General features: G+C 50.2%; 13 protein-coding genes. 7 read left to right on the forward strand and 6 right to left on the reverse strand.

Annotated elements, in window-relative coordinates; genetic code table 11:
- Positions 1-5: 5 nt before the first annotated feature.
- From NEE14_RS13005 to NEE14_RS13020, 4 genes are all read right to left on the reverse strand, one after another.
- Complete coding sequence (locus NEE14_RS13005; protein ID WP_251966999.1) at positions 6-1,841, reverse strand: right-handed parallel beta-helix repeat-containing protein; 1,836 nt, start codon at positions 1,839-1,841, stop codon at positions 6-8.
- Between the two features lie 170 nt (positions 1,842-2,011).
- Positions 2,012-2,818, reverse strand: a complete 807-nt coding sequence (locus tag NEE14_RS13010) for a DUF3108 domain-containing protein (RefSeq protein ID WP_422394657.1) — start codon at positions 2,816-2,818, stop codon at positions 2,012-2,014.
- 4 nt (positions 2,819-2,822) lie between these two features.
- Positions 2,823-4,739: an Ig-like domain-containing protein gene (locus NEE14_RS13015; RefSeq protein WP_251966998.1), complete on the reverse strand. Its 1,917-nt coding sequence runs from the start codon at positions 4,737-4,739 to the stop codon at positions 2,823-2,825.
- 80 nt (positions 4,740-4,819) lie between these two features.
- Positions 4,820-6,088 carry a DUF2851 family protein gene (locus tag NEE14_RS13020; RefSeq protein ID WP_251966997.1) on the reverse strand — a complete coding sequence of 423 codons (1,269 nt, stop codon included), beginning with the start codon at positions 6,086-6,088 and terminating at the stop codon, positions 4,820-4,822.
- 87 nt (positions 6,089-6,175) lie between these two features.
- Here NEE14_RS13020 and NEE14_RS13025 point away from each other — a divergent pair, with 87 nt between their 5' ends.
- Complete coding sequence (locus NEE14_RS13025; RefSeq protein ID WP_251966996.1) at positions 6,176-7,576, forward strand: alanine/glycine:cation symporter family protein; 1,401 nt, start codon at positions 6,176-6,178, stop codon at positions 7,574-7,576.
- A gap of 3 nt (positions 7,577-7,579) precedes the next feature.
- Here NEE14_RS13025 and NEE14_RS13030 read toward each other — a convergent pair whose 3' ends face one another.
- Positions 7,580-8,800 carry a M16 family metallopeptidase gene (locus NEE14_RS13030; RefSeq protein ID WP_251966995.1) on the reverse strand — a complete coding sequence of 407 codons (1,221 nt, stop codon included), beginning with the start codon at positions 8,798-8,800 and terminating at the stop codon, positions 7,580-7,582.
- A gap of 591 nt (positions 8,801-9,391) precedes the next feature.
- On the opposite strand from NEE14_RS13030, the gene NEE14_RS13035 reads away from it, so the two are divergent.
- The 5 genes from NEE14_RS13035 (at position 9,392) to NEE14_RS13055 (ending at position 18,797) form a co-directional block, all read left to right on the forward strand.
- Entirely contained in the window at positions 9,392-11,929 is a 2,538-nt protein-coding gene (locus NEE14_RS13035; RefSeq protein WP_251966994.1) for a glutaminase domain-containing protein, read from the forward strand.
- A gap of 70 nt (positions 11,930-11,999) precedes the next feature.
- Positions 12,000-13,808 carry a glycoside hydrolase family 2 protein gene (locus tag NEE14_RS13040; RefSeq protein ID WP_251966993.1) on the forward strand — a complete coding sequence of 603 codons (1,809 nt, stop codon included), beginning with the start codon at positions 12,000-12,002 and terminating at the stop codon, positions 13,806-13,808.
- A 9-nt stretch (positions 13,809-13,817) separates the two neighbouring features.
- Positions 13,818-15,014 (forward strand): DUF418 domain-containing protein, encoded by a 1,197-nt coding sequence (locus tag NEE14_RS13045; RefSeq protein WP_251966992.1) that lies wholly within the window; start codon positions 13,818-13,820, stop codon positions 15,012-15,014.
- A 24-nt stretch (positions 15,015-15,038) separates the two neighbouring features.
- Entirely contained in the window at positions 15,039-16,892 is a 1,854-nt protein-coding gene (locus tag NEE14_RS13050) for a sugar-binding domain-containing protein (RefSeq protein WP_251966991.1), read from the forward strand.
- A gap of 243 nt (positions 16,893-17,135) precedes the next feature.
- Entirely contained in the window at positions 17,136-18,797 is a 1,662-nt protein-coding gene (locus tag NEE14_RS13055) for an RNA-binding domain-containing protein (protein WP_251966990.1), read from the forward strand.
- Positions 18,798-18,952: 155 nt separating this feature from the next.
- On the opposite strand, the gene NEE14_RS13060 is transcribed toward NEE14_RS13055, so the two are convergent.
- Complete coding sequence (locus NEE14_RS13060) at positions 18,953-19,423, reverse strand: Lrp/AsnC family transcriptional regulator (RefSeq protein ID WP_251966989.1); 471 nt, start codon at positions 19,421-19,423, stop codon at positions 18,953-18,955.
- Between the two features lie 177 nt (positions 19,424-19,600).
- On the opposite strand from NEE14_RS13060, the gene NEE14_RS13065 reads away from it, so the two are divergent.
- Entirely contained in the window at positions 19,601-20,887 is a 1,287-nt protein-coding gene (locus NEE14_RS13065; RefSeq protein WP_251966988.1) for an O-acetylhomoserine aminocarboxypropyltransferase/cysteine synthase family protein, read from the forward strand.
- Positions 20,888-21,164: the final 277 nt, after the last annotated feature.

A 21,164-nucleotide genomic window follows, 5' to 3' on the forward strand; every position in this document is an offset into this window, starting at 1 on the left:
TTCGATTATTGCTGCAACACGTCATTGGCCGGGTCGAATCCGCCTTCAAACTGGTTGTCTTCGATGGTGGCATTCGTGACCCGTTCCAGCATAATCCGGTGTTTGTTCCAGTGGAAAGGCGGATAAGCCTGGTTCTGGTGAATGGTATTGTGTCGGAACACCAGTCCGTCGACTGACTTGGCATAAAGGATCGGTGTATCAAACGTGTCAAACTCATTATCTTCGATTACAATGCCGCTGTGGAAATACTTTTGCTGGTGTTCCAGATCCGGTATTTCCGGATAAATGGAGATGACGGCATTCGTGAACTGGAACATATTGGTCAGGGCATTGATGAACCGGTTGTGTCTGATCAGAATATCCCGGCAGGCTCCGGTTTCATACCAGCCATTGCAGTCTCCGCAAAGCAGGATGGCTGTGCCTGAAGTATAGTCAAACAGATTTTCTTCCACCACCGTTTTCTTGGGCGTACTGAACAGACTTCCCCGTGCCCGGTTGTGCCGGATAGTGTTGTGGGCAAAGATCACCTCCGGCGTCCAGGTCAGGTTTTCTATTCCGATGGAGGCTTCCGGTGTGACTTCTGCGGGCAATGCCTGTGCGAATGCGATGCGGAAAACCTTGGCACCGCATACAGAATCCTGATCTTCCGGCCGGATGGAAGCGATCTGGTTGGTTCCGTCGAGCAGTTCCATGGTCTTGGAGCGGATAAACTGGACGGTGTCTCCCGCAAATCCCCAGTCAAAGCCATAGGCCTGCGCATGTTCAAACGAAGCCAGAACGGTTTTGTCGTCCAGACGCTGCCGGACTTTCAGATAGACACCATGTACATTGATCGCGTCGTCCATCATATTCTCATACAGTCCGTTCTCCGAACGGATCAGTCCTTTGCAGTTGGAGAAATGGGTGGCGTCGGCCTGGGTGGTGAAATACCGCGGATCATCTTTCCCTTTCAGGCAGACCGAGAAGCTGTCGAGCTGGATGTTATTGCAAACCTGTGCTAATACGCCCATGCCTTCTGCATAATGTACCTGGATGTTTTTCAGGGTTGTATTGGTGTTATGCGACAGGAAAATACCGGGCGCCGGACGATACCAGGTTCGCATGGCCAGTACCGTGCCGGGAACCAGCTGCGGGTTCTTCCAGCCTTCGGCCAGTATTCTGCGGTTGCCCAGATCTTTTACCTTGGACAAGACCATCCGCACATCGCTGCTGTTGTAGACCAGACGACGGGTTTCCGGCTCGAAAGCGATGCAGATAGGAGGACAGTGCCGCCATCCTTCTCCTTTGACGAACAACGAGTCTCCCGAGATTTCATACTGTACCCACGGCGCCAGTTCCAGTGTGATCTGTCCGGCCTGCGGATCGTTGGCAATGACGGATGCCTGTGTGATATGAGGCTGCTCAAAGTCGATGGAGAAATTTTTCAGGGTGCAGTCCTTGCTGCGAAGTAAAGAAAGTGGCAGCATGCGCCCGTGGAACACCAGTTCCGCGTTTTGTCCGTCGAAGGTCACTCCGTCCATATCTTCCAGGGCCAATCCGACAGCTTTGGGATTGGGCTGATCGTGGTTGGAGACAAAATAGGTGCGCGAGGCGGCCTGGTCGGGATAAAAATCATAGCGCCCGGCCGGCAGGACAATGGTCAGTTCTTTCCCTTCCGGGTGTTCCTTCCGGATGGTCTGGAGTGCTTTCTCGATCAGCGGAGACATGTTTTCACGTGTGTCCGGACGGATGCCATAATCAGACAGGTTATACACGGTTTTGCCGGCCGGTCCGCCTGTGCAGGAGGCGAACTGCAGCAGACAGCAGGCTAACAGTCCGAGAAAAGTTGCTTGTTTCTTCATGATGATTACTGCTTTTAAGATTTATTATATCGAAAATACTTGACAAACCACTTGACAATATCTACTTTTGCACTGTGGTTTTTTCATAATAGTATTAGATTTAAGGTTAACAAAGTTTGATTAGGGGTTGTCGTGAGACAGCCTTTAATTGTTTATAGACCTTTCCTCTCTTATTTCGTGGCTGAGATTCCGCATGAAAACGGAAATTTCAGGTTTTGGGAAGACTTGTAATAGACTTCTGCCGCACCGATTTTCAGCTTCGCCCGGATTTTCACGGGAATGTGATTCTCATCATCGCCTATCCAGACTTCTCCGGCTGCTTTGCTTTGGGTGAAGGCTTCATCATACACATCTACATAGAAATGACGGGTCCGGTATTTCACACCGTCCCGTTCAATCACCTGCTGTCCTTCATACCGGAAGGCGGCACGCACCATGTCACGGCCGACGGCAATCAGGAAAGGACACTCATGGCCTATCGTCAGCCGGTTCCAGTCTAATGACCGCAGATACATTGTGGCCGAAAGCATGTCATGTACATTCCCTTCCGCCGTCAGCAGCGTATCAATCTTGACGCGTGTCGGTGTGTAGCGCTTGGAATGAACATGCACCTGATCTTTCACATACGAGAATGTCAGTTCGTCGATCGAATAATAATCACCGTCATCTGAATGCTTGCTGCTGTATTGCAGCCGCCCTTTGTCATACGAATAAAAGCAGGCAAGGGTATCGCGCATCCGGTAGACACGCTCAAACAGGCCGTTGGTCTTGAACAGAAGGGAATAATGCCAGGCCGGCTGGTTCTGGAACGAAGCTTTGTCGACCGACAGCGTCGCTTCTCCGGCTTTCGCCATAATCAGTCCCCATTTGAAATAAAGCTGATAATTCACCGTCTCACCCGGCTGGAACCGCGAGACGGGAATTTCCTGGGCTGCCAGCGAAGCACAACCGAGCAGGCAGCACAGCAAGATCATCATCCTTTTAGAAAGAGAAACCGCCCAGTCCATTGGATGATGATGATTGTTTATTACGTCCTTCTTCCCGGTAATCCCGCTTTTTCTTGGTCGTTTCCTTCGGCTTGTTCTTGGTGATGTCCAGCGGCTTCTGTTTCAGCCACGGCGTTTCGCGGATGTTCCACGTCTCTTCTACCTGGAAGTTCTGCATGATCGTATATACTTTCGGGCAGTAGAAGACTTCTTCGGGCTGCCGTTTCTCGGCATAGTTGCCGGTGTCCCATATTCCGTTTCCGTTGGCGTCCATCACCAGGCGGGCATAATACTTGTCCGGCTTCAGGTCCATGAACAAGACGCCGCCGTTCTTGACCGTGGCTTTCCGTATGGGCTCGTCTTTCGAGTTCAGCAGCTCGACATAGGCCGGAACCGTGTCGTTCCCGATGATGTTGATATAGAGATGGCCATAACTGTCTTCAGGCTTGATCTTGAACTTCGCCTGGAATTTATCGTTCCACTTGCCGTACAGACTGTAGATGGCAGCCGAATCGACGCTGATCTGGTAGGATTCTCCGTATTTCCATTTCCGCTGGATATAATAGCCCAGTGAGTTGATAGAGTCCTGATAGAAATCGAAATCGACAGTCGTCCAGACCGAGTCGATCTCCTGTTCCAGATGGAAGAATTCCTTCTTGAGCTCGATAGGTGGTTCGTCGAATGCCACCGAGACGGTATCAAACAGGTCCATGTCGCCGGGCGCGTCGATGGTCATGTTCAGGAAGACGATCTCCGGCTCACCATTCTTTTTCTTCTTGCGTTTCTGTTCTCCCCGGCGGCGCAACACGGTCTGAATGGTGTCTGTCTGGGGTTGCAGAATACCCAGGGAATCGCTTTTCGGATAAGTGATTTCCATCTGCAGGGTATCACGCTTCCATACGGTCGAGTCCGTCAGCCAGAAGGTGATGTTTTTCCCGCCGTCGGTCGGCTGTTCCAGATACCAGTCGGCCTGTTCCGGCTCGAAGTTCAGGGGAACAGGTGCCGGAACCGTATCAACCGGAACATTGAAATGCAGGATAAACCGGTGTTCATCCGGCCGCTCCGGACGAGTCATATACTGGCGCTCGAATTTCTCCTTAAAGAGCCGCAGTTCGATGTTGTCAGGCAGGAAACGGGTGAACGCCACCTGCTTGATTGTATCGATCGTCAATGAATCGACCCAGGTCGTATCCATCCGCGTTGCCGGTTCGAAGGTCGGTACGACAACCGAATCCAGGAAGGCGATATCCTCGCCCGGCTGGTCGAACTTATAATCGCGGTTCACGTCATTCAGGGCATAAACGCGGTAGGTGCCCGGCTTGATGTTGCGCACCGTAAAACGTCCCCGGTCATTGGTGCGCGAAGTCCGGTCGAAAGGCAGTTTCTGAAAGGCCGAATCCGCCAGGTTGCTGTGCAGGCCGATCGAGATGCCCGGCATCGGTTCCAGGTTCTCGGCGTTGAGGACATATCCCGAAATCTCCAGTGAGTCGATCACATCGCCCGTCGAGAAGGCGAACGAGAAATTCTCCAGCACATTCTTCTCGTTGTTGTCGGCAATCGAATTGGTGAAGTCGATGGTATATGTCATGTTCTCCTTCAGCGTATCCAGCAGTTCCACCTGGATTTTCCGCCCGGCACTTTGGATGATGGGCAGTTCCCGTTGCGGCGGAGTGATGATCACGTTCTCCGACGGGTTGTCGATCTGGATTAACTCGTCGAACAGCAGTTCCACTTTCTTGCCTTTGTAATTCGTGGAATTGGGAAGAGGCGTACTGCCGATAAACTTGGGCGGATCTTCGTCATAAGGTCCTCCGTTGGGTGTCGCCATGTTGGCACAGGCACATAAGACAAGCAGCATGCAAACGCCTGTCCATCCGAGAAGCCGTTGATAGAAACTCTTTCTTATTCTCATTGTCTGTAGATAATACTGGGCAAAAATAGATAAAATAACTGTGATTTCCACTATCTCATCCAGATAAACCCTCGAAAGCGTCACGGCTTGAGCAGCTGGAAGCCCAACCGGCAGTACAGGCATTTCTTCTGTTCGCAGTAGTTCCGCTTCAGCTGGATCAGCGCCTGGGTGTCGCCCGCGTTCCGGGGTTTCATCCCGACCTGGCTGAACAGGGAAATGATGGAGTTCTGCTCCGGCGGAATACTGGCCAGGAGGCGCAGGGCGCGTGCCTTGTGCTCGTCCATCCGGTGATAGAGGCCATAGGCGAACATCAGGGGAACGACCGTGTTGATCAGCAGCATGTTGAGGGCATTCTCGCCCAGCTGTTTCTTCCTGTGTGGCGACGGACGGAGAAAGTTGTAGTGCGTGTCCCAGAATGCTGACGCCGGTACCCGGAAGAAATCCTTGAGCTCGCGGGGCGTGCGGGCCGAGAGAACCGACGAGAACAGGGTGTCGTGCCGGATCCAGATGGCCGCGAGTTCGACGAGCTTGATGTGGGGCGTCGCGTCGGGCCGGAGGCGCAGGTTCCGGAAAATATGGGGCTCGAGTGGCTCCAGCCCGTATTTCTTGCGGAGGAAGCTGTATTCCTGTTGCAAGAGCCGGTAGTAATGATGGCGGTTCCCGGTGGAATCGTTTAGCAGACCGGCCTGTCCGAGGAAGAGGGCTTCGACCTGCGAAGCGCTTGGCCGCTGCTTCAGGATGCACTTCAGGGGCAGGCTGCGGGCCAGGCGTTCGAAGGCATCGCTGTTGACGCCGAAGCCGAAGTTGCGGCAGAGCAGGATGTAGAACACCTCGTTCCAGTCTTTCTGATACAAGTCCAGCCAGCGGAGGATATCGTCGGTCTTCCGCTCCAGCCGTTCGGCCAGCAGGGCGTCCATCCATTGCAGGCGGAACACCGGGTCGATGGCAGGAAGGCGCTCGAGGCAGGCCACCGGACTGTCGCGGGTGAGCAGCCATTCCATGTTGTCGATGACCTGTTCCGGAACGGGCAGGACCAGCTGCGGGATGGCTTCTCCGTTCTGGCGGAACACGGTGCCGTCGTCTGTCTCAACGACGTGCAGGATGACATTTCCGTAGGCTTTGTCGGCCGAGTGGCCGTGCGCCAGCCAGTCCGACGCTTTCTGGTGTATCTCCACACTGCCGGCCCATACAGTTCCGTTGATTCTGATTTTCGCATTGAAGAAATCGGGCCCGGCATCGGTGTTCTCCAGGCCGGGATCAATAATCTCGAGTGTATCGCCCTGCGTCGTGGTGAGGCCCGACGGCCGATACAGCCGGTATTTCCAGAGGTAATGAAGTAGTTGTTCCATATTTTCACAGTTAAGGAATGAGACCTGAAGCAAAGGTAAGAAAAGAAATTGGGAATTTTGGTTACCTTTGCGGAAATATTCGGGCCTATGGACTTATTAAATGATTGGATTAGCAGCATCAACGACGTATTGTGGTCGTACATCCTGATCATCATGCTGCTGGGTTGTGCTTTCTGGTTTACCATCCGCAGCCGCTTTGTGCAGTTCCGGATGATTGGGGAAATGATTCGCCTGCTGGGTGACTCGCCGAAGAAGGCCGACGGGCACGAAAAACATATCTCGTCGTTCCAGGCCTTTGCCGTTTCGCTGGCCAGCCGTGTCGGGACGGGCAATCTGGCAGGTGTGGCCACGGCCATCACGGTAGGCGGTCCGGGAGCGATCTTCTGGATGTGGATCATTGCCCTGATCGGTTCGTCGAGTGCCTTTGTCGAATCTACGTTGGCCCAGCTTTACAAACGGCGGGGAAAAGACTCGTTCGTGGGCGGTCCGGCCTATTACATGGAAAAAGGACTGAAGGCCCGCTGGATGGGCATCCTTTTTGCCGTACTGATATCCATCACTTTCGGTTTTGCCTTTAACTCCGTGCAGAGCAATACGATCTGTGCGGCATGGGACAAGGCTTTCGGCATTGATCCTGTCTGGATGGGAATTATCCTGACGGCCGTGACGCTGCTGATCATCTTCGGCGGCATCCACCGCATTGCCAAGGTGAGCGGTGTGATCGTTCCGGTCATGGCGCTGGGTTATATCATCCTGGCCCTGGGCGTCGTCTTGTTCAACCTCGGGAAACTGCCGGATGTGATCCGCCTGATCATCTCGAATGCCTTCGGCTGGGAACAGGCCTTGGGCGGCGGCATCGGCGCGACACTGATGCAGGGCATCAAACGGGGTTTATTCAGCAACGAAGCCGGTATGGGTTCGGCGCCGAACGTGGCGGCTACGGCCCATGTCTCTCATCCGGTGAAACAGGGACTGATCCAGGCGCTGGGCGTATTTACTGATACGCTGATCATCTGTACCTGCACGGCTTTCATCATCCTGTTCAGTGGTGTCTCCACCCAGACCAGCCTCAACGGCATCCAGCTGACGCAAGAAGCCCTGACGGCCGAAGTCGGATCGGCGGGCAGTGTCTTTATCGCCCTGGCCATCCTGCTTTTTGCCTTCAGCAGCATCATCGGGAATTATTATTACGGCGAAGCGAATATCCATTTCATCACGCGGCGGAAGCCGGTCCTCGTGGCGTACAGGCTGCTGGTGGCGGCCATGGTCTTGTGTGGCGCCCTGATGAGCCTCGACCTGGCCTGGAGCCTGGCCGATATCATGATGGGCCTCATGACGATCTGCAACCTGATCGCCATCTCCATCCTGAGCCGGCAGGCCTTTCTGCTGTTAGACAACTACATGGCCCAGAAACGGAAAGGCATCAAAAGTCCGGTCTACCGGAAAGAAGACATCCCGGAGCTGGAAGAAGAGGCCGAATGCTGGTAAAGATCAGTCGTACATCAGGGTGAACAGCCGGTCGGGATCGAACAGCTCGCCGGCCACCTGCCAGATGCTTTCGGCGGTGACGCCCTGAATCTGCTCGAATACTTCTTCCATCGAATCAAAACGGTTGTAGTGCAGGAAGCTTTTCCCCAGGTTGAGGAAGAGGCTTTCGCGGTTATCAACCGATACGCCCAGTTGCCCCAGGGCCTGTTTCTTGGCGGCTTCCAGCTGGCGTTCGCTCAGCTTTTCCGTGCGAAACTTATCCAGCTCGCGGTGTACCAGGTGCATGGCCCGCTTCCTGTTCTTTGGGTCGGTTCCGAAGTAGACGCTGAACACGCCCGTATCCGTGTACGAAGCTATATTCGACTCTACGTTATATACCAGTCCGTTGTGCTCGCGCAGCGACAGGTTCAGGCGGTTGTTCATGCCGGGTCCGCCCAAGATGTTGTTTAGCAGGAACAAAGAGATGCGGCGGTCGTCGAACATGCTGTACGCCCGGCTGCCGATCATCACATGCGCCTGGTGCGTGTCTTTCGACAGCAACCGCGATTCGGGAACCACCGGCCCGGGTTTCTGCCGCGACAGCCGGTTGGCCGAAGCCGGGATGTCGCTCATCAGTCCTTCCGCCCATTTCACGATCTTGCTGAAAGGAATGTTCCCCATCGAGAAAAAGACCATATTATCCGGCGTATAGAAACGGCGCATGAACGACCTGCCGCTTTCCGGGCCGAAGGCCGACAGGCAGTTCTCATCGCCCAAGATGTTATGCCCCAAGGCATGGCCCTGAAACAGCAGATTCTCGAAATCGTCGAAGATCAGCTCCGACGGGCTGTCTTCATACGAACTGATCTCATCGCGGATCACATCCGTCTCTTTGGCAATCTGCACCTCCGGAAACGTAGAATGAAACACCAGGTCGACCAGCAGGTCGAAGGCACGCTGGAAATGCTCGCGCATGAAGAGCGAATAGACAAACGTCTCTTCCTTCGTCGTATAGGCATTCAGTTCGCCACCCACCGTCTCCATCCGGTTCAGGATGTAGTTCGCACGATGGCGTTCGGTACCTTTAAAAATCATGTGTTCCACGAAATGCGCCAGTCCGTATTCCGATGGCTGCTCGTCGCGCGCCCCGGCATTGACGGCAAATCCGCAATACGCCACCGGCGATTCCGACGGCAAATGCACCATCCGCAGTCCGTTGGCCAAGGTATGTGTTGTATATTCCATAAATCTCGTTTTCTTTTCCGGCGCAAAGGTAGTATAAATTCCGGGAGGGAAAATCATTCTTTATTTGAAACACCAATCTGCCACAACTGAAAAATCAGTAAGGTATCAGGTCTGAATATCAGGAGAAATTTATATTCAACTTCCATCTTTTCTACCGTTTCTCTTAATATATTAATTAATTCATATATGTGATTTAATTGAATTACACTTGTGAATTGATTAATTTACTAATATGAATTGATTACATCACTTTAGTGAATTAATTAATTCGTAATCTGTTTTATAGGAATTATAAGTCGTAAAAATGATAATTTTTATCTGTTTATCAATATATTATGACTGTATATTCAAGGGATGCATCGTAGATATATAATTCATACATAAAATATTCATCCCGCCCACCTGCTATATTTTTGCCGACAAAGGCAGAAACTGTGAATTTATTGTTACTTTTGTTGTCAGAAAAAGAAAATAAAAAAGGCCAATGTGTTTTTTATAAAAAAATAAAAAAGTCCGGTCCTTATTGGGGGCAGGAAGCGCCTTTGGGCGTCATATAGGTATAAACATGATAACTTAAAGATTATTTATGCCATGAAATTATTTTCATCCATGCTCGTTTTGCTGGCAGGTTTGCTAAGTGCTTGCACGTCTCAGCAAAAAAACAATTATTTTACTCCGGTGGCCGATTGCCAGTTGAGGGCTCCGGCTTATCCGCTTGTCACGATCGATCCTTATACCAGTGGCTGGTCGTTTACCGATCAGCTGAATGCCGACCAGACGCGGCATTGGACCGGGAAGCCTTTCCCTTTGCTGGGTGTGTTGCGGGTCGACGGAACCAACTATCGTTTTATGGGAAAAGAGAATATCCCTCTGCGGCCTGTATTGAGTACGGCCAAGCTGGAAAAATGGGATGCTTCGTACACCGAGAAGAAACCCGCTGCCAACTGGTTTGAAGCAACCTTCAACGATGCTTCGTGGAAGAAGGGCAAAGCCGCTTTCGGAACGCCCGAGATGCCTCATCTGGCTACGACCTGGCAGTCTGAAGATATCTGGGTACGCCGCACCTTCGACCTGGATGAAGACGTAGCAGACCAGACAGTCTATCTGAATTATTCGCACGACGATGTATTTGAACTCTATATCAATGGGAAACAGGTTGTTTCGACCGGTAACACCTGGAAGAATGATGTCTTGCTGGAGCTGCCGGCCGACGTGAAGGCTTCCCTCCGGAAAGGCAAGAACGTGATTGCCGCGCACTGCCACAACACGACGGGCGGCGCTTATGTGGATTTCGGACTTTCTGTCAAGATGCCCGATGCCATGTTCTTTGAAACCGCTGCCGACCAGACACACGTCACCTTTACCCCGACGCAGACCTATTATACCTTTGCTTGCGGACCGGTGGCCCTGAAGGTGATCTTTACGGCTCCGCTGCTGATGGACGACTTGGACCTGATGAGCCGTCCGGTCAATTATATTTCCTATCAGGTAGAATCGGCCGACGGGAAGGCACACGATGTGCAGCTCTACCTCGAAGCCACTTCGGCCTGGGCAACCAATGTGCCCGGACAGGCTGTTGAGTCGGCGGTCATTCTGAAACCCGAAGGACTTCAGTATGCGATGACCGGTACGGTCGACCAGCCGGTGTTGCAGACCAAGGGCGATGATGTCCGGATTGACTGGGGACATTTCTATTTGGCAGCGCCCCAGAAAGAATCGGTGACCTTCGGTGCCAGCGATTTCATGAGCTTGAAAAAGGAATTTGCTGCCGCAGGATCTATTTCGAGAGGAAGAAACATCGACGATCCGAACCAGGAACATTCCTTGGCCATGGTTGATAACCTGGGAAGCGTGAAAGACGCGGCTTCCGGCTATGCCATGATTGCCTATGACGACGATTACGCCATCCAGTATTTCAACGACAACCGGATGGCTTACTGGAAACATAACGGACAGGTGAGCATCGACCAGGTGCTGCTGCAGGCATCGAAAGACTATGATCCGGTGATGCAGCGCTGCCGTACCTTCGATGAACAGCTGATGAACGACACCCGGACGGCGGGCGGTGAGCAGTATGCTGAGCTGTGTGCCCTCGTTTACCGCCAGATCCTGGCTGCCCACAAGCTGGTAGAAGACAAGAACGGTAACCTGCTCTACTTCTCGAAAGAGAACTTCAGCAACGGTTCGATCGGAACGGTCGACATTACCTATCCTTCATCGCCTCTCTTCCTGGTCTATAACCCCGAGTTGCTGAAGGGCATGATGAATTTCATCTTCGAATACAGTGAGAGCGGCCGGTGGCAGAAACCGTTTGCCGCACACGATGTGGGTACTTATCCGCAGGCTAACGGACAGACCTATGGAGGCGATATGCCGGTTGAGGAAAGCGGTAACATGCTGATCCTGACAACAGCCATCGCCCTGCGGGAAGGAAATGCCGACTATGCCAAGAAACACTGGGATGTGCTGACTACTTGGACCAACTATCTGGTAGAAGCCGGACTCGACCCGGAGAACCAGTTGTGTACCGACGACTTTGCCGGCCATTTTGCCCACAACGCGAACCTCTCGATCAAGGCTATCCTGGGTATTGCCGGTTATGGCAAGCTGGCTGAAATGCTGGGCGACCAGGAAACGGCAGACAAGTATCTGAAGGCAGCCAAGGAGATGGCGGGCAAATGGAAGGAAATGGCGATCGACGGCGATCATTACAAGCTGACATTCGACCAGCCGGGAACCTGGAGCCAGAAGTATAACCTGATCTGGGACAAACTGCTGGGATTAAACATCTTCGATAAAGACATCGCGACGACGGAAATGGCTTATTACAAGACGGTGCAGAACACCTACGGCCTGCCGTTAGACAGCCGCAAGACCTATACGAAGTCAGACTGGATCATGTGGACAGCCTGCCTGACGGGTGAGATGGACGATTTCAATGCCCTGGTCGCACCGGTGTATAAGTATGCGAACGAGACCCCGTCGCGTATTCCGCTCAGCGACTGGCACGAGACGACCGATGCCACTTCGGTAGGATTCCGGGCGCGCTCGGTAGTGGGCGGTTATTTCATGAAGGTGCTGGAACAGCGGATGTGTCCGGAGGCTTCGCAGCCGCAGCCGGCTCAATGAGCAGAGGCCGAAGCATCAGCCGGAATGATATAAAACAGAATTATTCATTGTTATATTTAAGTTTATATTTATGAAGAAGACCTTATTTGTATGTTGTGCCTTGGCATGGGCACTCTGTGCGCAGGCACAATGGAAGCCTGCCGGAGACAAGATCAAGACGCAGTGGGCCGAACAAGTTAACCCTGAGTCTGTATTGCCGGAATACCCGCGTCCGCAACTGGAGCGTGCCGACTGGATGAACCTGAACGGTGAATGGGAATATGCCATTCAGCCTGCCGGACAGGCAGAACCTGGGCAGTTCCAGGGAAATATCCTGGTTCCTTTTGCCGTTGAATCTTCGTTGTCGGGCGTACAGAAGGAAGTAGGCGACAAGAATGAACTCTGGTATAAACGCACATTTACCGTTCCTTCGAAATGGAAGGGAAAAGATATCGTCCTCAACTTTGGTGCGGTAGACTGGAAAGCCGAAGTGTTCGTCAACGACGTGTTGATCGGTTCGCACAAAGGCGGTTACACACCGTTCTCGTTCAATATCACCCCGTATCTGCAAGGCTCGGGCGCGCAGAAGTTAGTGGTCCGTGTATGGGACCCGAGCGACAAAGGCTATCAGCCGAGAGGAAAACAGACATCCAATCCGGAAGGTATCTGGTACACGCCGGTAACAGGCATCTGGCAGACCGTCTGGTTGGAACCGGTAGCCGAAAACCATATCACCAGCATCAAGGCCATTCCGAATGTAGATGCGAAGGTGATGAATGTAACCGTTGGTACATCGGCCTGTGCTTCCTCGATCGTGGAAGTGAAGTTATTGGATAAAGGCCAGGTAGTAGCGACTGGCAAGGGAATCCAGGGACAGGAAATCCGTTTGGGCGTCAATAATCCGACCTTGTGGAGTCCGTCTAATCCGTATCTGTACGACATGCAGGTTACGCTGCTGCAGAAAGGAAAAGCCGTTGATCAGGTGAAATCATATACTGCCTTCCGTAAAATCTCGGTTGGAAAAGACAAATCCGGTATCAAACGCATGTATCTGAATGATAAACCGCTCTTCCAGTATGGTCCGTTGGATCAGGGCTGGTGGCCGGATGGTTTATATACTGCTCCAACTGATGAAGCCCTGTTGTTCGACATCAAGAAGACCAAAGACTGGGGTTTCAACATGATCCGTAAGCACGTGAAGGTAGAACCGGCCCGCTGGTACTATCATTGCGACAAGGAAGGCATCCTGGTATGGCAGGATATGCCGAGCGGCGACATGGGCAACAGTTGGGCACCTCATACTTACAATGGTGGAACCGACAAACAGCGTACACCGGAATCGGTAGCCAACTACTACCAGGAATGGAAGGAAATCATGGATCTGTGCATGTCGAATCCGTCGGTTGTTGTCTGGGTTCCGTTCAACGAAGCCTGGGGACAGTTTGATACCGAAAAGGTAGTAGCCTGGACAGAAGCATACGATCCGTCTCGTCTGGTCAATCCGGCCAGTGGCGGTAACCATCGTCCTTGCGGTGACATCTTAGACCTGCATAATTATCCGGGACCGGATATGTTCTTGTCTGACCCACAGCGTGTCAATGTATTGGGTGAATATGGCGGTATCGGCCTTCCGTTGGAAAACCACCTGTGGTGGAACAAACGGAACTGGGGTTACATCCAGTTTAAAGACGGTGAAGCCGTGACAGCCGAATACGTGAAGTATGCCAACGAGCTGAAAGACTTCGTGAAACGCGGATTCTCGGCTGCGGTTTATACCCAGACCACCGATGTGGAAGGCGAAGTAAACGGTCTGATGACCTACGACCGTAAGGTAATCAAGATTAATGAAGCGAAAGTAAAGGCCGCCAATGAGGCTGTTATCCAGTCGCTGTCAGAATAAACACAGCCTATGACGACAATCGTACCAAAGAAGCGCATTAACTCGATTGATGCGCTTCGTGGTTTTGCGTTGATCGGGATCATGCTGCTGCATTGCATGGAGCGGTTTGACCTGACAATCATCCCGGAAGTGGCATCACCTTTCTGGCAACGGGTGGATACATTCGTTTATGAAGCCATGTATTTCCTCTTTGCCGGCAAGTCGTATGCCATTTTCTCTTTTCTGTTCGGTCTGAGTTTCTATATGCAGATGGACTCGCAGGCAGCCAAGGGGAATGACTTCCGCGCCCGCTTTGTCTGGCGGCTGGTCCTGCTCTTTCTCTTCGGCTACATCAACGGCCTCATCTATATGGGCGAGTTCTTCATTATCTATGCCGTATTGGGACTGTTCCTGGTTCCGCTGTACAAAGTGCCGACCAAATACTTGGTCGTGGTGATGATCCTGCTCTTCCTGCAGATTCCGGCGATTGTCAGCTTTGTTACCCTGTTGGGTAATCCGACGCTGAACGAACCTTCGTACCTGAATGTGTATATGAATCAGCTCTATGCTACGTGTGCCGGTATCTATGCCGAAGGCTCGTTCAAGGATGTGCTGGCTTTCAATGTATGGAACGGAGAAGTGGCCAAATGGTTATGGACCATCAACAATTACCGTTACCTGCAGTTGCTGGGTCTGTTCATCGCCGGCATGCTGGTCGGACGGATGGAAATACACAAGAGCGAAGAGAAGATGGTCCGTTACAGCCGCCTGATGCTGCCTTACAGCCTGGCATGGTTTGTTGTCTTTTACCTGATTGTCTGGCTGCTGCCGGCACTCGGTGTGACCGGTTTTGCCCTGTCGGTCGGAACGACCTTGTTCAAGACCTTCGCCAACCTGGGTATGATGATGCTGTACATCTGTGGCTTCACCTTGCTGTATTACAACCATGGATGGAAGAAAGGGCTCGACCGCATTGCGCCGGTCGGACGGATGAGTGTCACCAACTACATGGCGCAGTCGATGGTCGGTGTCTGTCTGTTCTATGGTTTCGGAGCCAACCTGGCCGTGCAGTGCAACTACCTGCAGAGCCTCTGTGTCGGTCTGCTGTTCTGTCTGGTACAGATTCTGTACAGCAACTGGTGGATCAAGCGCTTCTATTACGGACCGATGGAATGGCTGTGGCGCACCTTGACCTGGATGCAACGTGTTCCCCTCGTCAGAAAATAAATGTTTAACTAAATAATCAAGTGTATGAAACGAATTACAACTCTATCGTTTTTCATGTTATTGTGCTGGATAACGGCCTTTGCGATACCGAGAGCCGAATATCCGCGTCCGCAGTTCGAACGTAACGCGTGGATCAACCTCAACGGAGAATGGACCTATTCATTCGACTTCAGCGGTTCCGGCCTCGAACGCGAATGGTTCAAGTCAACCGGATTCGACCAGAAGATCACGGTTCCTTTCTGTCCGGAGAGTAAATTATCCGGTGTAGAGTACAAGGACTTTATCAACCACATGTGGTATCACCGGACCATCTCCATTCCGCAGGACTGGGCCGACAAGCAGGTACTGCTGCACTTCGGTGCTGTTTATTATAAATCGGAAATCTACATCGACGGTGTCTTTGCAGCCCGCCATTTCGGTGGAACTTCTTCCTTCCAGGTAGATATTACACCGTATGTCAAGGCCGGTCAGACACACAACTTAGTGGTTTATGTGGAGAGCGACGTACGCAGCACACATCAGCCCAGCGGGAAACAGAACCTGCAGTTCGCGTCGTATGGCTGTAACTACACCCGTACCACCGGTATTTGGCAGACAGTCTGGCTGGAAGCCGTTCATCCCGAAGGATTACAGTCTGTCCAGATGATTCCGGACATCGACCAGCAGCAGCTGATCATCCGTCCGCGTTTCTACAAGGAGCTGGGTGGTAAGCTGGAAGTTACCCTGAAAGACAACGGAAAGGTCGTATCCAAAGAAACTGTCGCTGCCAACGCTTTATCAACCGTTATCCTGCCGGTCAAGAAGATGAAGACCTGGAGTCCGGAAAATCCGTTCCTCTATGACGTAGAATTCCGGGTGATCGACAAGGCCGGAAATGTGGTAGACGAGGTCAAATCGTATGCCGGTATGCGGAAAGTACACATCGAAGGCAATAAGATTTACCTGAACAACCAGCCGTACTATCAGCGTCTGGTACTCGACCAGGGATTCTATCCCGACGGCATCTGGACGGCTCCGAGCGACGAAGCCCTGAAGAAAGATATCCAGCTTTCGATGGAAGCCGGTTTCAACGGCGCCCGTCTGCACCAGAAAGTATTTGAAGAACGCTTCTATTACTGGGCCGACAAATTGGGTTACCTGACTTGGGGAGAAGCTTCAAGCTGGGGAATGGATTGCAATGACATCGAAACTGCCCGTAACTTCATCACCGAATGGACAGAAATCGTGGAACGCGACCGAAATCATCCGTCTATCTTGATCTGGACACCAACCAATGAAGAGTTCTGGCCCGACCGTGTTCAGTATCCTCGTCTGATGCAGGATCTGTACAAGCTGACGAAAGTCATCGATCCGACTCGTCCTTTCCACGGAACCAGCGGCGGTTCTCATATCGCTACCGATATCTGGACAGTACATAATTATGAACAGGATCCGGCCAAGCTGAAGGAACTGCTGTACAACGACGGCAAGCTGATGGAAGCGCCCAAATGGGAAATCCAGCTGATGCCGAAGAACATCGGATATAACGGATTGAAATATACCTATCAGTATACATTCCCACAGTATAAGCACGATATGCCTTACCTGATTGATGAATTCGGAGGTATCAAGTGGAATCCGTCACAGCAGATGGAAAGCGCCCAGAATACTTCTTGGGGCTATGGCGAACCGCCTCATTCACTGGAAGAATTCTATGCCCGTCTGGAAGGCCTGGTAAACACCGTCCTGTCGTTGTCAGATCATGTCTGGGGTTATTGCTACACTCAGCTGACAGACGTAGAACAGGAACAGAACGGTATCTATTACTACGACCGTACTCCGAAGTTCGACATGAAACGGATTCACGCCATCTTCAGTAAGAATCCGGAGAGTAAATAAAACAATACCGGTATTTCCTATCCTTTTTTAATGAGGAGGAAGAAATACGGGTATTTCCTCTTGAGGGCATGCCAGATTAACATTGACATGCCTTCAAGATTATTCCTTCATCAATACGTATAAATACATTAGAAAACACTGAAATAGATCCTCCGTAAGGAAAAGATTACAAACCACTACTGAAAATTAAAAAAAGTCCTATTTTTGCAAAAGAACTATATACTTGTACATCATACATAATTTATGAATAAAGACAATAAATATACAGAACTCCTTAAGAAGCAAATATGTGAAGTACAAAAAGAAAACCGCTCATTAGAGTTTAAATCAAATTATCAGGAAGCAGACAAATTAGGACAATATATCTCTGCTTTATCAAATGGTGCCTGCCTTGATCATCAGGATTTTGCCTACCTTTATTTTGGAATAGACGATTCAACACTCGAGGTGAAAGGTACTAAATTTAATGTCTCCGCAATTAAAGCTAAAGGTAATCAGGCTTTGGAAATGTATCTTCGTCAACTCATATTCCCGCATATTCCATTTATGTTTGAAGAGTTTTATTATGAAGGAGATAAACGGGTAGTCCGTTTAAAGATACCTGCAGCTGCAGGTGAGCCGACTACTTTTTACAATAAACCTTATGTTCGTGTGGATAGTCATGTGACAGAGTTGTCAAAATACCCGGAATGGATGCGCGAAATCTATTCTTCACGTTATGATTGGACTGCTCAATTAGTGGAAGATGCGACTATAAACGATCTGGACCCGGAAGCCATACAAATAGCACGAGAAGGATATAAAGAGCGTTATCCTCAGTATGAAGAGCAATTGTCGCAGTGGAGTGATGAAATCTTTCTTGATAAAGCCTGTTTAACCTTAGATGGTCAGATAACACGTACTACGATGTTATTGGTTGGCAAGCGGGAAAAGGCGCATAAGATACCGCATATTGCAGAAATTGTATGGAAGTGTCATCAGGATGGAGAAACGTTTGGAGATACATTTACGATTCCATTTATCAGATCCACCAGTGAAGTTTTGAAACGTATTCGTAATTATCGTTTCAAGATATATCCTATGAACTCTTTAATTCCTGCCGAAGTCTGGAAATATGATGCACGTAGTATCCTTGAAGCGATGCATAATTGTGTGGCACATCAGGATTATGCCCTTGATGAACGTATTAGAGTGACGGAAGATAAAGAAAAACTTACATTTGAAAATGCAGGTAGTTTTTTTGATGGAGATTACAATCAATACGTCTTGGGAGAGAAGACACCCAAGCGTTACCGCAATCCGGCTTTGATGAAAGCTATGGTAAATGTGAAGATGATAGATTCGCAAGGTTATGGAATACACAATTTGTTCTTACGGCAGAAGGAGCGCTTTTTGCCTATGCCTGATTATGATGGGAGTACGGAGTCGCAGGTAGTTCTTCATCTGCCGGGTATTGTGATAGACACTAATTATAGTCTGTTGCTAATGTCAAATAATGAAGTAAATTTGACAGAAGCAATTTTATTGGATAATTTACAGAAAGGCAAGCGTATTAGTGATTCTGCAATTGACTTATTGCGGAAAAAGCATTTTGTGGAGGGACGTAAACCTCATGTGTACATAGCCAAAACAATTGCACAGAATACACATACAAAAGCAGAATATTCAAAGCATAAGGGACTTACAGAGAAATCCTGTGAAAGTTTGCTTTTGGATGCGTTAGCCGATCACAATGTATTGACAAGACAGGATATAGATGTCTTACTTTGGAATGCATTATCAGATCAGCTTTCTGACGGCCAAAAGAAGAATAAGATAGGAAACCTGTTGACTCGCTTAAGAAAAAAAGGACTGATTATGAATGTAACTTTAGGAAATAAGTCTGAGTGGACACTCGTAAAATGATCATATTTAAGAGCAATTTAAGAGCGATTTAAGAGCGGAATGAAATGATAAACCTTGCCTTTGTCAGCTAAAAGGCTGATATATAATTAATTTTATAATTGCTCTTGTGAATAAAGTTAAGAGCGATTTTTGGGAAGAAACACTGTTGTTTCCCATCATATGTGCACATTATATTCATGTTTGATGACATCCATGACGAAAACACTTTCGAGGGAAGCCAGATATTCGATACGGCCCAACACATTCAAGATGAAACTCTGGTAGTATTTCATGTCGGGAGCATGAATCTTCAGCAGGTAATCGAAACTGCCCGATATGTTGTAGCATTCGGTGACTTCCGGAATATCGGCGATGATCCGGGCAAATTCGGTGGCAATGTCGTAATTTACCCGTTGTAGCTTGACTTTACAGAAGACCATAAAACCCTGATTCAATTTATCGGCATCCAGTATGGCGATGTACTTCTTGATATAGCCGTTCGTTTCCAGCCTTTTCAGTCGTTCGAATACAGGTGTGGACGACAGACTAACTTTAGCGGCCAGTTCTTTGGTCGTCAGCCGGGAATTTTCTTGCAGAATACGGAGAATCTGCAAGTCTACTTTATCTAACTTCTCGTTGGGGCTCATAGGGTGATTATTCTGTTTTATCTCTTTCTGACCGGCAAATTTAGTGTATCTGTTCTATTTTCTGTGATATAAATAGTGAAATATTCTATATTTTAGATGAATATTGGCTGAAATAACTGCATATCGTAGCTTTGTCTCAGAAAAATATACGAAGTCAAACCAAAAGAAGATACGAATATGGCAACACAGAAATTACACTTTGAGACATTGCAGCTTCATGCCGGACAAGAAAAAGCAGACTCCGCCACTGGGGCGAGAGCTGTTCCGATTTATCAGACTACTTCTTATGTCTTTGCGGATTCAGCCCAGGCTGCGGCCCGCTTTGACCTCCGTGATTCCGGACCTATTTATGGCCGGTTGGGAAATCCGACGCAAGACGTCTTCGAACAGCGTATGGCAGCACTGGAAGGAGGCATAGCCGCTCTGGCCGTGGCTTCGGGTGCCGCCGCCATTACTTATGCCTTTCTGAACATTGCCCGCAGTGGTGATCATCTGGTGGCTGCCAGGACGCTTTATGGCGGTACATACAACTTGCTGGAACATACGCTTCCCGACTATGGCATTCATACGACATTTGTGGATCCGTCTGAGCCACGGCACTTCGAAGAGGCCATACAGGAACATACGAAAGCCATCTTTGTCGAAACATTGGGTAACCCGAATTCCAATCTGATTGATCTGGAGGTAGTGGCCCGTATTGCCCATCAGCATGGAATTCCCCTGATTGTCGATAATACGTTCGGCACGCCTTTCCTGATCCGTCCGATAGAATACGGAGCCGACATCGTGGTGCATTCGGCTACGAAATTCATTGGCGGCCACGGAACTTCCTTGGGTGGCGTCATCATTGATTCCGGAAAATTCGACTGGCCCCGTTCGGGAAAATTTCCTCAGCTGACAGAGCCTGATCAGGCTTATCACGGACTTCGTTTCTCGGAAGCAGCCGGACCGGCCGCCTATCTGACCAGAATCCGGGCGGTATTGCTGCGGGATACGGGAGCGGCTATCAGTCCTTTTAACGCCTTCCTGGTGTTGCAGGGATTGGAAACGCTTTCCCTGCGTGTGGAAAGGCATGCTGAAAATACCCGGAAGATCGTCGGCTACCTCGCTCAACACCCGAAAGTAAAACGGGTGAATCATCCGTCTTTGCCCGCTCATCCGGATCATGCTTTGTACACGCGCTATTTTCCACAGGGAGGCGGTTCTGTCTTTACCTTCGAAATCAATGGCGGAATCAGCGAGGCGCATCGCCTGATCGATCATCTCCGCATATTCTCTTTGTTGGCCAACGTAGCTGATGCCAAGTCGCTTGTCATTCATCCGGCCACGACCACGCATGCCCAGCTGACCGAAAAGGAATTGCAGGAACAGCAGATTTATCCGGGCACCATCCGCCTTTCTATAGGTCTGGAACATGCAGAAGACCTGATAGCCGACCTGGACCAGGCCTTTCAGGCGGTGTGAGTGTTGCCGGCTGGCCGGAAGTGTAGTAGGAGAGAAAAGATAACTGTTTTGGTTCCTTCCTGCAAGATATATTCTCCCGCATAGAAATAAACGAAAATCATTTCCGAAACCCACCGGAATCGATTTCAATCCTCGTGAGTTTCGGAAATGATTTATTGCATGGCAGAAAGCTGATCCCTATACCTTATATTATATACATCCGGACATCCAGGCACATACTGCCCGGACGAAACGGGGCTTCGTTATCCAAACCCGGGGTTTTGTCGCCTGAAAATAG

The organism is Parabacteroides sp. AD58, assembly GCF_023744375.2.
In the GTDB taxonomy this organism is placed as follows: Bacteria; Bacteroidota; Bacteroidia; order Bacteroidales; family Tannerellaceae; genus Parabacteroides; species Parabacteroides absconsus.